Here is a 16162-nt window from a genome sequence, read left to right on the forward strand (position 1 = left end):
CAGCAATTAATGCTTCTTTATATGGAGGTACAAGAGTGAGTTATGAAATTGCAGAAGACGATGAATTGCCGCATCATTTAACTAGTAAATTGTGGAATCAACCCATTGGTTTGTTGATAACCGCTTGTATTACATTGGTTTTAACCAATACATTAAACTTAGAAAGTATTTCTACAGATGGAAGTGTTGGCTTTTTACTCATCTTTGCGATAGTCAACTGGGTAGCTTTTCGCAAAGCTCAAGTAATTAACGGAAACCCATACATTGCTGTTATTGGATGTGTATTATGTAGTTTGGCAGCAGTTGTATTAATTATCCAACAAGCACAAAGTAATCTTACAGGAATTTTGGTTTCGTTAGGATTAATAGGCATTTGCTTTTTGGGCGAATTCATTTATAAAAAACAAGAAGTTACGCACTAATTTATGCATTCAGAAAAATATATTTATTGCTTGGAAGGTGTTTCAGATGTAGACAACCCACGTCCAACAGCCATATTACCAGCATTGGAAAATTTAGCTTTTCAATATGGAATTACTAATATTTATAAAACTTGCGATACTATTGAAGGATTAGAAGAAAGTTTAAGTTTACTACTTTATGAAGATAGAAACTTTAAAGATTACTCAATTTTATATTTGGTTTTCGATGGAGAAGGCAATCGCATTGAATTAGATGATTATTATTATACTTTGGAAGAAATAGCTGAGTTTTTTGAAGGCAAACTCACAGGGAAGATTATTCATTTTGCTAATCTCATGCGATTAGACTTAGATGAAGAAGGAGCTCAATACTTTTTAGATGTTACCGGAGCCAAAGCCATTTCTGGGTATAGTAAGCGCGTTCCTGTTTTAAGTACGGTGTTAGATAATATCTATTTTGCCTTATGTCAAGAATATGACGACGTGATTACTTTAGTAGAAACTTTATATGAAAAACAGTATGGGCTTTGTACCACCATGGGATTTTTATTGTATTACTAAATTTTTGAAGCTATTTTGGAATAGTATCCAGTTTTTTAAAAATGTAGGGCTTAATAGTTAACAAATTACTAATTCTCTATATCTGAAAGATTTTTCCTCAAATAAGTAGTACCTTTGTTGCTCCCAAAGGATGCAATATACTATGAACGAAAACCAGAATGTGAAAGTAATTGTAACCGATTTAGACGGTACATTACTCAATGCAGCACACGCAATTTCAGACTACACCAAAACAATTTTTCAAGAATTATACAAACAAGGATATACCATTGTAGTAGCTACAGGACGTCATCATAAAGACGCTATGCAAATTACAGATCATTTAGAAATACCAGTCTATTTGGTAACTTCAAACGGTGCCCGAATTCACACACCAGACAAGGCGTTATATTATGCTTTTGATATCCAAAGCGAAGCCATTCAAAGTATACTCTCACTCGATATTGATGCAACGATTACTACTGTTTTGTTTAAAGAGGAGTATTGGTTAACCAATAAACAAAACGAAAAGCTCAACAGTTTTCAAAAAGAATTACATTATCCGCCACAAATTGTAGATTTCAAACAAGTTTCTGATTTAAGTGGAATAAAACTTCTTTTTGTAGATGAAGATCATCATAAATTAGTACAGTTAGACCAACAGATTAGAGACCAACAACCATCATCTTTTGAAACTTGTTTTAGTTTGCCTATCTGTCTTGAATTAATGGATAAAAGCATTGATAAAAGCTATGCCATTGCAAAAATTCTAGAAAAAGAAAACAGTACGTTTCAGCAAACAGTTTGTTTTGGAGACGGTTTTAATGATGAAAAAATGTTATCCCAAGCCTACAAAGGACTTATCATGAATAATGCGCAACAAACCTTAAAAGATAAATTGCCTCATTTAGAAATAATCGGTAACCATCATGAAGATGCTGTAGCTAGTTATTTGGAGACTAATTTGTTAAATTTAGTCGAAAAGCTATAATGTATACCTTACAAATTTAGACTTTAGACTTTTCTTTTAATTTATTCATTTCCATTCGCAACGCTAAAAGATGTTCACAAGGTCCTTTTCGTAATCCGTTGGCTAAGAAATAATGACAACTACAAGAACCACTAATCATTCGGTTGTCTTTATCAATTTGTGCTTCAGTTTGAAAAGTAGCTCGTTGCTCTTTTATTTTAGCGGCAAGATGTAAAATAGCGTCTTTTACTTCTACTTTCACAGAAAAAGGGTGTTCCTGAAGTAATCGATTGGCTTTTTCTTCTTGTTCACTTGCAAAACGTAAGGATGCCATCGGTAAGGGTTTTTGAGAAAGTTCACGAACTCTGTACATTCTTTTATGTAAATCATAAACCACTCTTCCAGCTTGTGTATAAGCAGCTAAAGAAGATGCCACTACGTCTGTTGTAAGTCCTAAATTCTTTGCAATAGCATCTGGAGTACCTAGCCAGTCTTTTTTCAAAGTATTAAAAATTTGTTCCTGGGTTTTTTGATCGACTGTAGTTCTGGGTGCCATCAGGTCAAAATTCCCAGATTGACTCCAATCGTTGGCTGTCCATCCCGATAATCCTAACGTAAAAGTCATATCTCCTAAATCGGCAATAAAGAAAGAAGGTAATCCATTTCCTAAAAGATGAACTGTAAAACGATTAGCAATAGGTAGCAAACGCTCTAAGATGTGTAAACGACGCCTTCCCCAAATGCGGATGGTTTGTTCTTGTGAACCAGTATAAGGAGAACGGTAAAAAGTAAAAATCTCGTGCCAAGGTTCAAATAAAACCTGTACGGGTTGCCCTGGTTTTAAAATGAAACGCAAAGCTCTTGGTCCTTTTTGTTCTTTAAAACGTCTTAAATAAGAACATAAAAGATACATATCTTGCGGGTGCAAATCAAAGGTAACTGCTGGCAATGTCATGGCAGAACTTACCTGTAAAAAACCTCTTACCCAAGAGTCTGGTAAATCAATTTTTACTTCTTTGTATTCTTCTTCATTCGTAGTGCGTGTTTCAAAACCACTAGGATCAATAGCAAAGGAAGTTTCTTTATAATCTCTAATTTTTTGGAACTCATTATAAAGCGATTGCGAATAATCAATATTAGTGGTACCGCAAGCAAAAGTATCTATTTGCGTAAAAACATTATAATTACAACTCAATTTCCCATATGAAGATTCATCTTGGCTAAAACATTCAAAAAAAACTTCATCAGGATGTACAGTAATCACGGGGTCCAAAACAAACCAAGCGTCTCTATCTTTTTGATATAAATAATCAAAATAGGCCTTTTTAGCTTTGTTAAAAGGACCTAATATTCTGTCTTTCTCTTTATAAACCGTTTGTAATTCCTCTTTTATTTGAGCAATTCGCTCGCGTGTTACCTCTAATTGATTTTCAGCAATATAATCGGAAAGCCAAATAGACTCTTGTTCTTTTAACCATTGCATATAAGCTTCACGGTCTTTGGGAACAAAACGCAAATCAGACACCACCACATCATGCAACGCTGAAATAGCTTCTCTAAAAGTCAATTTCTTATGTAATTTCCCTACAAAGAAGGTAGGATCTCTTTGAACATCCGGTGCAAATTGTATGCCTACCGAATTAGTATCAGTGGCAACTTTAGAATTTCCTTTGTATTTATAATCAAAAATCATGACAGTCTAAGAATTTAATATTAAACAAGAATCCAAATGAGGATACTGATCTTGTATTTGGCTTAAAGCCAAAATAAATCGGGCTTTATCTTGCAAAGCGGTTGTGGCAGATAAATAAGAAAATAAGCCATTAACATACTGTGCAATAACTTCGTTTTGTAATGCTTCAGTAGTTAAAAAGTCGAGAACACGTTCTTTGGTAATCCTTCCTTTATGCACCCGAAACAATACCGAACGGAAATAATAATCTAAAGCAACGATTCGTTCGGGTTGCTGACTAGCATATTCTTTCAATAAATTGGAAACATATAATTGAATCACTTCACTTGGATGTTGCGACAGTTGAATTAAATACTGATGTCCTTGTGCATCACTAAAATAACGCATCACTAATTGCTTTCCAAACTGCATCACATCGGGTCTTACCGAATCAACCAAACTAATTAATGTTTCTGTTGTCCAATCTGAAGCTTCAAATTGTGTACTGAAAAATTCAAATGCAAATTGTCTGCTGTCTTCCCATTTGGCATCTACTAAACTAAGCGCTTTCTCCTTTTCAGATTTTACTTTGGCCACATGATTCGTGTAAAATTGCCATACCCATTGACGAACTACTAGCAGTTCGCTATCTGCCAAAGCTAAAATTTGTCTCCAGGTAAATTCAGAAGTTCTCGAATAACGATACAACCACGAAGCGGCTGCCACCTGAATATCTCTGTAATTAGCAAAAAGCATTGGTAACAAATAATTAGGTTCCAATTGATCTAAATGCGTTTCATAAGGTTCTAATAGAGATAAAATATAAGCGTGACTTCCTTCAAATTGAGGTTTGCTAATTAAAACGTGTACTAGTTGAATCCAAGTACTTTGTAATTGGGAAGCTAAATAATCCTGTAATCCTAATTGTACAACGGTAGCTACAATAGTTTTATTAGAGTGTGTAAGTAATAACAAAATAGTGTTCCAATGTTTAGCCACTTCTGTAGGAGGAACTTTTAGTAATAACTCCATACCAATAGCTTGCACTTCAGGTAAGGTATGCTGTGCAAAATCGACACAAAGCGAGACTGGAATGGTTTCTTGTGCTGCTTTTAAGGCGATAATTTCACTAGCCAAAAGCGCATTCATAGGTAAAGAAGCTTCTAATAAATAACTTACAATTTTTGGGTGAACCAAAGCAAGTTGGTTACCAGCAATCACTTTTAAACGTTGGATAACGTGTTTTGCTAACACATTATTTGTAGGTGTATTTTCAAATACAATAAGCGACTCAATCGTTTTTTCAACTACTGTTTTAGCTGTAGCATCGTTTACAGTTAGAGTGTTAAGTAAGGTTATAATCCAATCGTGTAACGTGGCTTGCGAATTTAGAATAAGCGCAATTAGCGCATCTGCTTCTTTAAAATAAGTAGTCTTGTTATTTTCAACTTGTTCTTTTGCCCAATCCAAGGTAGGTTGGTGCGTAACCTCTAATAAACGAAGTAATAAAGAATTGTTTTTAGTAAACTCCTCTTTACGAGTGGTTAATAATTCGTAACCAAAACGCTGTGGTATTTCAAAAGAATGCTGTAAAAGACGAACCACATGTTCCAACGAAAACTTGACTTTGATAGCTTCATAATCAGGGTGAACTTGTAAGCCTTCTATCGCAAATTGATGGATGATATCCATTTTTGCATCCATTAATAATTGAACATACGCTTGTGGATAAGCATCCCAATGTTCTGGAAAAAGCTCTTTTCTGGTTACTTCCACCTTTTCAGGTTCTGGAGTAGGAGTTGTTATAGGAGCAGGAGCTACAGGTTCCTTCTTGCTGAAGAAACTTTTTAAAGTACTAAGCAATCCTTTTTCTTCCTTTTTATCTGTGTTTTGTGCCGTACCATTATAAGGTCTTACATCTGCTGCATTATAATACCAACGGTCACTAATTTCATAAGTTTTATTGTGAATGAGTTCTAGTTTATTAGTTACCGTTCGATTTGGGTCATTACCATACAAAATACCAGACAATAAATAACATTTTGAGCAGGCTGCATATTCAATAGTGGTAAAAAGATACTGTCTTACATCATATAAATACTGTCCATAGGAAGGTGTTTCTGTATATTTTGCAGTATAATCGTCCATGGTATATTGTAGCAATTGTTGAACCGCAAGAGAAAGATACGTTTTCCCATCTGTTTTTTCTCCTAATTGGGTAAGATAACTCATGCTATTTTGTTGAAAATAGAACTTCGTATGATTTGAAAAACCAATAGCACTAGTAGCACCTCGCAATTCTTTCCCTACATTTACCCTTTTGTTTAAACTGGCAATATATTGATGTGTAGGATACCCATCTGGATCTAAAGAGGCAGTTCTAGAAAACATAGGTTTTTCCTTTTCTAAGCGATAAGAAAGCAAGGCTAACGTTTTATAATCTTGGCGCACCTGAGCCAATTTGTATAAACTACGAATGGTTTTAAAATAAGGAGGGCGGAAAGGAATTGTTTGTAAAAGTGTTTGTATGCCTTCAGACCATTGCAGATTAAACGAATGCAACAAATAAAAAGGAACAAAACCTTCTAAAGCAATGTCTTGTTCTACTTGTATGGTATAAAATGAAAAAATGGCAGCCGTATTTCCTTCCGTAATTACCTCTTGTAAGGTTTCAGGTAGCAAAGAGAAACATTTGGCTTTCATTTCATTCAAAATAGCTTCCTCTTCGGTTAATTGGAACAAAGCTTCATAAGCGAACCAACGCACATGGTCTTTTAATTTCAGTTGTAAGGCAGTGGTTTTAAAAAACAGAACGGCTTCCTTTGCCTTCAATTGTAATAATGCCCAAACAGAAGCATACAATTGAAAAGTATCTCCTTTGTGGGCTAACTTTAAAATATAAGGTATCGCTTTTTCAATCCCTAGTTCACCTGCTTTCCAAATCACACGAGATGTTTTCCAAGACGTTTTAAAAGAGTTTGTGCCTTCTAGAGCATCTTGTAAACGCAATAAAATGCGTCCTTCCGTTGAGGTAGTATCAATATGTTCCAAAATAGGAAGCGCAATAGTTACTTCAGCTTCCGTTTGATATCCTTTGGCTCTTTTTTCATATTCAAGTTTACCAAATATTTTTTCTGCATCAGCTAAGGCTACACTAGCAGGCGTTTTAGTACCTTCTTTTAAAGCATTGCCTCGTCTACCATAACGAAAGTTAACTACATATTCCCCATTAGTTAGTTCACATAAATCTATTTCATAAACTTTATCTGAATTGCCTTCACGGAAAAATAATTTACATTGTTGAATGAGTTTCATATATAGTTTAATTTTCGTTATTTTTTATAGTATAAGATATTGATAGCGTACACCCTTTAAAAGGTAGTCCACCAGTTTGTTGTGTCTTCTTCATTTGCCTTGCTATTATTTTCAGGAACAATGGTTTTCTCTTCTGTAACCGGTTGAGGTACGGGTTGTACTTCTGTAGGAGGAGGTGTGCCATGTATAGCCACAATGTCTTCTAATTGCTTGCGAAACACAAGAGCTTTTTCAGGAGCAACCATATGTACAAACAAAATGTAGCCTTCAATAGCGGCATATACATTATTGGATTTTCCCCACTGTTTATCTTGCCATCCCTTGTTTTTAATCTGATGCAATAAAGCTCTAAATTGTCTTAATCTATTGCGGTCGATGTTTGGTTTTTCATTAACAACTACGCCTGTTACCTTTTGTTGTCGCGATTGCTTCATTACATGTACTTTATCAGGATGAACGGTAAAGTCTTCACTAGTACTAATTTTTTTAGCAAAATGGAGTAGGGCAGCAATGTCTTTATCCGTAGCGGTATGAGATGAAAAAGTAAGATCATCGGCATAACGCGTGTAGGTAAAACCATATCGTTTAGCCAAACCTTTCATACGCTTGTCTAATTTATACGCAATTAAATTACTAATGGCCGGACTTGCAGGCGAACCTTGAGGAAGGACTCGGTTTCCTTGTTGTACATAATACAAGACATTATCTAATGTAACCTGTTTTGTTTCAGCTTGTGTACATAGCAAAGCCAAAATAGAAGCTATTTGTTCAGAATAGCCTAACGTAGAAAATAAACCTTTCACTCTTTTATAATGCACACTAGGGAAAAAATCTTTTAAATCTATATTCACCACCACCGCTTTACCTATGTGTGGTTGCGCATTACTTACAATTGAACGCTTACTTGTAAAACCATGCACCTCATCTTGAAGTGCTATTTTAGATAGAATGGAAGTTAGAATCCAGTTTTGTAGTTTTTTTAATCCCTTTTTAGGTGCTGCAATTTTTCTTTTGCCACCCGATTTTTTGGCAATTTCAAAAGTATAATAGTGAGAGGTAAGACTTACTGGTCTATGATAGGCCCAATAGGTTAGCATCTTAGTAGAAATACCCATGGCATCGGCAAGTTGGGCAACCGTATCAAAATACGGAAGATTATATTGTGCTAAAAGCGTACCATTACTAGCAGTAGGTTGTAAGCCTTTAGAAACACCTTCCCCCAGATAGATAATTTCAGTCGTTCTTAAAGCTTCCCATCGTGCGGCTTTCTCTTGTTTTTCTTTTGCTCTTTTTTCTTTGGTTTCCTCACGCTTTGCCTTTGCTTTTTGCATGCGTTGCTTATGAATTTCTTTCAGCAACAATTCTTGATTTTGAAACTTACGTTCTTTAGCTACTAAAGTACTCAACTCCTGTTGTAGCGAGGCTTCTTTTTCTATTAGCGTTTCTTCGAGAGTAGGTTGCCCTTTGGATTTCCAAAAACCCAAACGTTTCATTTCTTCTAGAATATAACTGTCTTTAGAACTCGATTTGATACGGTCATAAAGCTGTTGTCTTGTAAGTTGTTCAGACATATTTAACGTGTTAAAAATGAAAAGTCCTATTTTTAATAGATTTAAAAATAGGACTTCGTTAAATCCTTCGTATTTTCTAAGGACTATATCTATCAACTCCAGAGAATACGCACTAGTAGTGCATTTTATCTCTCGGAGAAGGAACCGAAAATGCACTACTAGTGCGTATTCTCACCCTAAAGATAGTATGTAGTGATGTGTGAAATACAATTTCTACTTGATGACGAAACATCATCTTTTTCTTTTACAAGAAAAGCAAGGTATTTAACTATAACAAATATGCTATCTTTTTTTAGATAATCCAAAAAGCAAAACCGTTTTTTCCATTTTTTAACACAATAAAAATATGGTTTTTATATTGCTATTTGTCTAACTAACTGAAAGCCAATTTTTAATTTTCAGTTTTTAGTTTTTAATTTTTAGTTTTTAATTTTTAGTTTTTAGTTTTCCCCCTTCATCAATTTCTTAATTTTCTTCGTTGGTTTAGCATTGTTAGAAGGCACTTTACAGTATGCGACAATCATTTGGGTCACCTGCTCATTAATTTCGGTATCCGTTAGTGACTGGTCTTTATGAGTAAGTACTATTTTCGACATACCGGCTAAAAACATACCAAACAAATTGGTGTTTCCATCGGTAAGTTCTGTGGTTTCAACACTCACATTAAAAGTATATTCGGTGCCTTCCATCCATTTAAAAATAAACTGGTTGGCAATCATGCGATTCAAATCATCTTTAACAATAGGTGTTGTAAAAAGATAGTTTACAGCTTCTAAAACTTTAGGTTCTGCTTTTACATAATCTTCAGGAGTAGCAAAAGAGTAAGTAACAAGCTCCTTAAAATTTTGAGCAAAAGACTGGGTAGATACCAAAACAAATATGGTAAGCGTGTAGATTAATTTCATAAGTAGAACAATTTAAGGCGATTGAATAAATATAATGATTTTTTTTAAAAGTGGAAAGGATAAAGTCTTAATGTCTTAAAGGCAAAAGAGAAGACCAACAAGACGAACCCCTAATTCCCAATTCCTAACCCCTAATTCCTATAAAACTAGGCTCTACGCATTTCACGGATAATCTTATTCGTTCGTCTGTCGGCATACATACGATTTAAAGCGGTTACTGCCCATAAAAAAGCGGGAATCCAACCAATAATCGTGAGTTGCAAAATCAAACACACAATACCCGAAAGAAGTTTTCCTTGCAACATTAAACTGAGCCAAGGAAAAAAGAAAGCTAAAACATAACGCATGATTCCTATTTTTTGATTGATGATGCCTATAAGACGCTAAAAGCAAGGATTTGTTACGGGAAATAGGTACTGTTTTTTAGTTTTTCATTTTTCTAACTACTATCGTCTTGTCATTCCGACGCAGGATGAATCTCAATCTTTCTCAAACCATTCTAGTATTGTTGTACCAATGGTATCGTCTAATTCAGAAGAATCTTCTTTAAAAATTGAAACTTGACCCAATCCACATTTTTGCTGTCTATCGTTAAATTCTTTAAAACCATTAAAAACATGTTCAGTACTAGGGTACAACAACATCGCTTTTTTAGAACACCAATACTCATTATAAACAAACATTTGTCGTAAATCTTGTGTAGAAGGCTTAGTATAAGCTATATTCTTCCATTTGGTATCAAGAATATACGTTGTTTCTTCATCTTTTTGAATAACTATATCGGGTTTTAAAGCAATGCCTTCCCAAAATGCTTTTCTTCTTTGTCCTAAAATACGAAGTCCTTTATTAGCTTGTTGTAAACGAACTAAAATATATTCTTCCCAAAGGGCATTCATATCAAAAAGTAAGGCTATCATTTTTTCACTTCCGTGTTGTACATTAGGCGCATAGTTTAAAATAATAAGTCGGGCAATTTTTAAAACCGTTGCATAAGGAGCTGTTTTTCTAGTGTTGGGTATTTTTGAAAACGTCTGCTCATTCGCTTGTATGGTTTTCACTTCTGGAAAATTCAATTGTACTGTTTTACAAGAACTGTATAAATAGTTTCCTTTAGAAAGAGAAGCTACAATTTCCAAAGCCTGCCCTAAAATTTGATGTATCAAATGGTCTTTATCATATACTTGATGCGTAGTATAAAATCGTTCTTTATGAACTAAATTATGACTAATGTGTTTGGCAAACTCTAATTTTCCTTTTAAGGCTTTCACATTAGAAGTTTCTTTATAGTACTTCTTGATTAATCCTTGATGGAGTAGGAGTTGTACTTCATTTAAAAACCATTCAAAATAAATATCTAACAGATGAATTTGTTGTTTTTTAACATGGGCTTCGTCTACTTGCTGCACTTTTAGTTTTCGAGTTATCCGTAGCATTTCAATCAAAGCTTTTTGCCAAACACTTTCATCTTTCCCATCATTGTCTATTTTGGGTAAAATTTCAATGGTTAAACCGTTGACCTGAATAACACCTACATACTGCTTAAATTTAATACCATTATGCCGTATATCAAAATACTTATCATTGTGCAAGGCATTCAGTTGAGACAAAGCCACAAAATGACGCTGTTCCAATTTTCCTTTTTCAATGGGAAGAAAGCTATGCTCAAAAACTTGAATACTATTCATTAGTAACTACTTTTTCTTCCTTTTTTTTATTTAAAAGAATTTCAATCGCTTCAATTATATCAAAATCGGTATCAATTGTTTTCAATCTTAAAATAGTTACACTTTCAGGATAGTTATGTGTTTCAAAAGAAGCAAATATTTTAGCATCATATTTTTTTATTTCCTCAAAGAATCCTTTCCCTAATACTAAACCTATCTTTTCATAATCGCCATAAAAATATTCTTGTAATAAGGGAATGATATTATTTTTAAAAGTATTTTTTAAATCTTCTAAAGAAATAACATTGATAAAATAAGAATGCCCTATGGTATGGTCACGGTCCAGCAATATTTCAATGCGTTGGTTAATGGTTTTTAGGAGTACCCCTAAATCAAGATTAAAGTCAAACGCTTTAAAATAATCCAATTCATTTCGATTATTAGCGGACTTCATTTCTTCCCAAATTTCCTTTTTCTTTTCATCAATTGTGGAAGGACGACCTACTAAATCAAAAAAGAGATCTTCTTTTTCTTTGAATGGAGATGCATCCCAATCCACGTTTTTATATTGCCATAATAGATTACAATACATAGCCGAAGGACTTAATAATTCAGGTTTTGGCATCATTTCCTCAAAACAAAAACGTCGTCTCAAAGCGGTGTCTAAAGCTTCTACACTTCGATCTGCGGTGTTCATGGTACCAATGATATACAAATTAGGAGGTACTCCAAATTTCTCTTTACTATAAGGTAAAGTTACTTCTAAAGCTTCGTCGTTACCTAAACGTTTGCTTTCTTCAATTAGAGTAATTAACTCTCCAAAGATTTGGGACACATTACCACGATTAATTTCATCAATGATTAAAACATGAGGAACTTTAGTAGTTTTAATTTTTGTATCAGAAACTTTTGATTGATTACTAATTTTAGAATTAATATAATTAAGAGCAGACCAGTATGCTGTAGAATTCAAACCTCCTACTACAGCTCTAAATTCTTTGTTTATATTTTTAATTACAGATAGGTCAGGAAAAGCATGTTGCAACTTTTTAGTTCTTTCGTAGGAAACTAAATATTCTTTTGCTTGTTCAGAGTAAATAGGTTTTAATTTCAAGTTTCCTTTTTCAGTAACTTCAACTACTTTCAAACCGAGATGAGGTGTTTGTATAGAAAGTTGTAAAGGAGCATTTTCTTCCAATTGTTTTTTTGATTCATCAACTAAATCATTCCATGCATCATCAAAACTATATGCTTCAATTATTTCATTAGTTTCTGTTTTTTCTTTTTTTGCTCTTTCTACAATTTGTTTAAATAAGCCATTTACAATATCATATAAAACCTGTTTGTTTTCATTTTCATCTTCATCAATTATTGGCTTAATTCCTTCAATAAAATCTTCATAAGACATACTTTGATGAAACGTAGAGAATACAATTTGTCCTGTATTTAAATACCCATCAAAACGATCTTTAATTTCTTTTCTACTTTCTAATTGAAGTTCTTCTTCTGATTTGTTTTCTATAATAGATAAGGCTTTATTTATGGTATTATAGGTCTTTCCTGTTCCTGGAGGACCGTATAGGATTTGGTTTAATAGAAATGATTTGTTAATGTCCATATCAGAAGTTGATGTTAATGGTATAATTGTTGTTGGTGGTATTACTATCATATCTAATTCAGATACAATTGGAGTTAAATTATCTTGTCTTGGATATGAATAACTTTTGTATACTTCAAAACTATTTAAGGGTAATGGTTCTATTTTATTAAAATTTCTTGCCAGAAAAACTATACTTGCTGATTTATTGTTATCCGCATATTCTTTATAATTATTTTTTATCCATGCAATTTTATTGAAATTTGAAACCCAGTTTTTATCTTTATATTCACTCTCATTCACCACAAAATCAATTATTTCAGCCGCATATTGAACATGACCATGAACAGCATAAAATAACTTAAAAAACTCTCCATTATTAATTTTATTTCGCAACATTTTGATGGTTTCATTTGTTCCAGTGGGAGTTTTACTATTCCATAAAATAGCATAATCATCTTCCTCCATGTCATTTATCAAATCATCTTTCCAATCTGTATTATCAGCAGCCATTAAACCAATGATATCATTTAACCAATCCTTCTTAATAAAATATATAATGCAAGAAAGCAAATAAGTGTAATTGTTTTGATTAATGGTAGTTAATCCAAATTCAGAAAAATAATCTTTAAGTTCTTCAATAAAATTAGATGGGTTATAATCTTTATCTAATACCTTTTTTGAAATCATTTCTCTATGATTTTCACTTAAAATAGTAGCGTTATTTCCAGGATCTAATAAATAATTAAAAGCATTTAAAAGTGAACCAATTGGAACTAAAGTTCGATTAAACTTAAATAGGATTAGTTTTTCAATCCAATGATTCATTCGAACATAAGCCATTGCTAATGTTCGCTTATCATCGTATTGATTGTATAGGTTTTTGCCTTTAGCTTTTGTATCGCAGTAAGAAGTTATTTCAAAAAGCAGTTTTAAAATTTGATTGAATTGAGAATCTGTAGTTGCTTTCTTTTGGATTGCTTCATAATCCCCAGCCATAGCTAACAATTCTTTTTCAAGTAATGCACTAACTGGATAATCGAGCCAATGAATTAAAGCATCTTGACCTTTTTGAAAAAAGAATTCTTGCTCATTTATTATGTTTTGAGCATATTCAGTATTTAAGTATTGTTTTATTTTTTCTAACATAATTTTATATTAATAGAAGATAATTGCTAAAATTTGCTTTAATCATATTTTTAAATTCTCCATTCTGATTAGTAATATCTCTCAAATGCTTATAAAATAGATAACTATAATTTGTAATTACTATTTTCTAACTCTTATTCCTTTATCTTGTAATACTAATAGCTCTTTGATATTTGTCATATCTTTTCCTTTAGAAGAACAAAAGTCGATCATATCATACTCAATTAAACGTTTAATTTCTTCTGCTTTGTCTGAAATAGATTTGATTTTTTCAAACATTTCTTCTTTAATTTTTCCTGCATTAAAATCTTCTTCATTTCCAATCAAAACGTTATGAACTAACCAATTTCTATGTTCTAAAAATGAGTCTAATTTGTTTTGCAGAGTCGAATTATAAAGAGTTTCTTTATTGGTAATTTTTATTGCCTGTCCCAAAGTAAAACGTTGCTGCTTTTTTAAAAATTCATCAGCTTTTTCTTTTGTTTCTTCAGGATTCATTTTAATAATGATTGAATAACTTAGAGCTTGTTCAAGCATTTGAGTTTTTATCAAAGCTTCTCCAAGGTAACAATACAATGTAAGTTCATTAGTATTGGCTGGTATTTTTTTTATGTTTTCTTTCATATTATTTTTTATTAATTAGACACATACTTCCTAAAAGCCTTAATTATCTGAAAAATCATAATACCTAAAAAAATTCTATGAATTAAGTCTAAAAAATAAATCCAATTAGTCTGAATCTTTTCTCCGTAAGTTAGGTCATATCTCCTAACAGGATTAAATAAATTCCAAAAAGTAACTAATTTATTACTATAGATTTCGTAGGTAAACCAAAAGTCTTGTTTAGTAAAAGATGGTGAAAATAAAATTTCATCAGAAAATCCAGGTACAATTATCATATACAAAGAAAGAGTTGTAAAAAAAGTAATCAAAACAGGTTTTAACCAATTTAACCCATAATTATTTGATTGGCTAACCATCATAATAACTCTTTCTCCAAAACTATATTTTTCAGATTTTTTAAATTCACCCCTCAAGCATCTTAATTCTCTGGCTTGAAAAATTAAACTATCTATTTGATTACCTTGATTTTTAAGAGCTTGTTTAAGTTGCCTGTAGATTTCTCTCTTTCTTTTTGCTTTTTCACTTTCCGTTTGCTGGTCAACTTCTATCTCGACTTGGTTATCTTCAAACCAATTCACATTTGAAGCTCTAATTTTATCTATTGAAACATTGTTTAATCTTAAAATTTTAAAACTTTTTAAATCAAACTCATTAAACCTAGTTGAACCTAAATCACTGTTAATTAGATTTAAAATTGCTTCATTACCATTTCCTTTACATCTATCAAAACTAATATCACTAAAATTGGTAAAATCATTTATAAACAAAAATCTGAACTTAATATTTTTAAAAAGTAATTTTAAATTTTGATTGATTCCTGAAATTATAGCTTTTTCAACAATCCAATTATCAAAGTTTAAAACTCCTTTAAGTTCAGGTGTAATGACTAAATCTAATTCATCTAAACTTTTTCCTAATCCATTAAAATCAATGCCTTCATTAAATTTAGCTTGTGAAATATAAATTTTGTTTAAATAAGTATTTATATTTAAATTATTAGGTGAAGTGTCTCTATTTTCAAATTCTGCTTTTTTCTCAAAAGTATCACCAAAAATAGTTAAAGCTTTAATTCTAGAAGCATCAACTTTAAAACGATCTTTAAAAAGATTGTAATTCAATGTAAGTCCAAATGGACATTCTAAATTCCAAATCATTATATCCTCTTGAAACTCATTTTTTACAAAGGAAACATCACCAATTATTGTTTCGAATCTAGTGGATTTTTGAAAAATAGAATTTGATAAATTAATTTTAGTTTTTGAATTACTTATGCTTAGATAATTTACATTTGAATTTCTAATTGAAATACCTGCATTTCTGTTTTCGAAATTAGTAATATCCAATTTTTCAATTTTACATTCTTTTTTAAAAGTTAAACTTCTATCTAGAAAACAATTATTTTCGAAAGCTATTAATGTTGCTTCTGAATTTTCAAAGCATACACTTTCATTTTGTGCATTATAAGTACTATCATAATTTGTTGACTTCACATTATAGAATATAACCCCTTTTTCAAATTTGCAATTGCTAAACTTTATTCCAGAATTAATCTCACAATCTCTTATTATAACTCTTTCTTTAAAAGTTACATTTTTTATTATTCTGTATTGCCAAGTTACTATAATGTTATCAATAATTACTTCAAAGTCAGTAAAAACTGGATAATTACTAAGTCTATCTTTTTCAAGATTTATATAAAAGTTCTGAGAGTTAATGGATATAGCTGACATTTT

The 16162-nt window shown here is 32.0% G+C and carries 11 protein-coding genes and 1 pseudogene; 3 read left to right on the forward strand and 9 right to left on the reverse strand.

The genetic code is table 11. The annotated features are described in order from the left end of the window. From CX675_RS20170 to CX675_RS14175, 3 genes and pseudogenes are all read left to right on the forward strand, one after another. Positions 1-422, forward strand: a pseudogene (locus tag CX675_RS20170) (amino acid transporter); the annotation flags it as partial. A 3-nt stretch (positions 423-425) separates the two neighbouring features. Further along, complete coding sequence (locus CX675_RS14170) at positions 426-983, forward strand: DUF6642 family protein (protein WP_130735902.1); 558 nt, start codon at positions 426-428, stop codon at positions 981-983. 142 nt (positions 984-1125) lie between these two features. Continuing rightward, positions 1126-1953, forward strand: a complete 828-nt coding sequence (locus tag CX675_RS14175; protein WP_130735903.1) for a Cof-type HAD-IIB family hydrolase — start codon at positions 1126-1128, stop codon at positions 1951-1953. 16 nt (positions 1954-1969) lie between these two features. On the opposite strand, the gene CX675_RS14180 is transcribed toward CX675_RS14175, so the two are convergent. The 9 genes from CX675_RS14180 to CX675_RS14220 form a co-directional block, all read right to left on the reverse strand. Then, the gene (locus CX675_RS14180; RefSeq protein ID WP_130735904.1) at positions 1970-3625 is read right to left on the reverse strand and encodes an SWIM zinc finger family protein; all 1656 of its coding nucleotides are present in this window, start codon (positions 3623-3625) and stop codon (positions 1970-1972) included. Between the two features lie 6 nt (positions 3626-3631). Continuing rightward, positions 3632-6919 (reverse strand): WGR domain-containing protein, encoded by a 3288-nt coding sequence (locus CX675_RS14185; protein ID WP_130735905.1) that lies wholly within the window; start codon positions 6917-6919, stop codon positions 3632-3634. A 56-nt stretch (positions 6920-6975) separates the two neighbouring features. Then, positions 6976-8490, reverse strand: a complete 1515-nt coding sequence (locus tag CX675_RS14190; RefSeq protein ID WP_130735906.1) for a reverse transcriptase family protein — start codon at positions 8488-8490, stop codon at positions 6976-6978. A 440-nt stretch (positions 8491-8930) separates the two neighbouring features. Beyond that, positions 8931-9395, reverse strand: coding sequence for a hypothetical protein (locus CX675_RS14195; RefSeq protein ID WP_130735907.1), 465 nt, complete (start codon positions 9393-9395; stop codon positions 8931-8933). A gap of 146 nt (positions 9396-9541) precedes the next feature. Next, positions 9542-9742: a YqaE/Pmp3 family membrane protein gene (locus CX675_RS14200; RefSeq protein WP_130735908.1), complete on the reverse strand. Its 201-nt coding sequence runs from the start codon at positions 9740-9742 to the stop codon at positions 9542-9544. A 132-nt stretch (positions 9743-9874) separates the two neighbouring features. Then, the gene (locus CX675_RS14205) at positions 9875-11080 is read right to left on the reverse strand and encodes an McrC family protein (RefSeq protein WP_130735909.1); all 1206 of its coding nucleotides are present in this window, start codon (positions 11078-11080) and stop codon (positions 9875-9877) included. Continuing rightward, positions 11073-13805 carry an AAA family ATPase gene (locus CX675_RS20015; RefSeq protein WP_240723646.1) on the reverse strand — a complete coding sequence of 911 codons (2733 nt, stop codon included), beginning with the start codon at positions 13803-13805 and terminating at the stop codon, positions 11073-11075. The genes CX675_RS14205 and CX675_RS20015 overlap by 8 nt, the downstream gene beginning before the upstream one ends. Before the next feature lie 120 nt (positions 13806-13925). Next, positions 13926-14429, reverse strand: coding sequence for a hypothetical protein (locus CX675_RS14215; RefSeq protein WP_130735910.1), 504 nt, complete (start codon positions 14427-14429; stop codon positions 13926-13928). Positions 14430-14440: 11 nt separating this feature from the next. Then, positions 14441-16159: a hypothetical protein gene (locus tag CX675_RS14220; protein ID WP_130735911.1), complete on the reverse strand. Its 1719-nt coding sequence runs from the start codon at positions 16157-16159 to the stop codon at positions 14441-14443. Positions 16160-16162: the final 3 nt, after the last annotated feature.

It is taken from the genome of Flavobacterium sp. J27, from assembly GCF_004303025.1.
Classification (GTDB): Bacteria; Bacteroidota; Bacteroidia; order Flavobacteriales; family Flavobacteriaceae; genus Flavobacterium.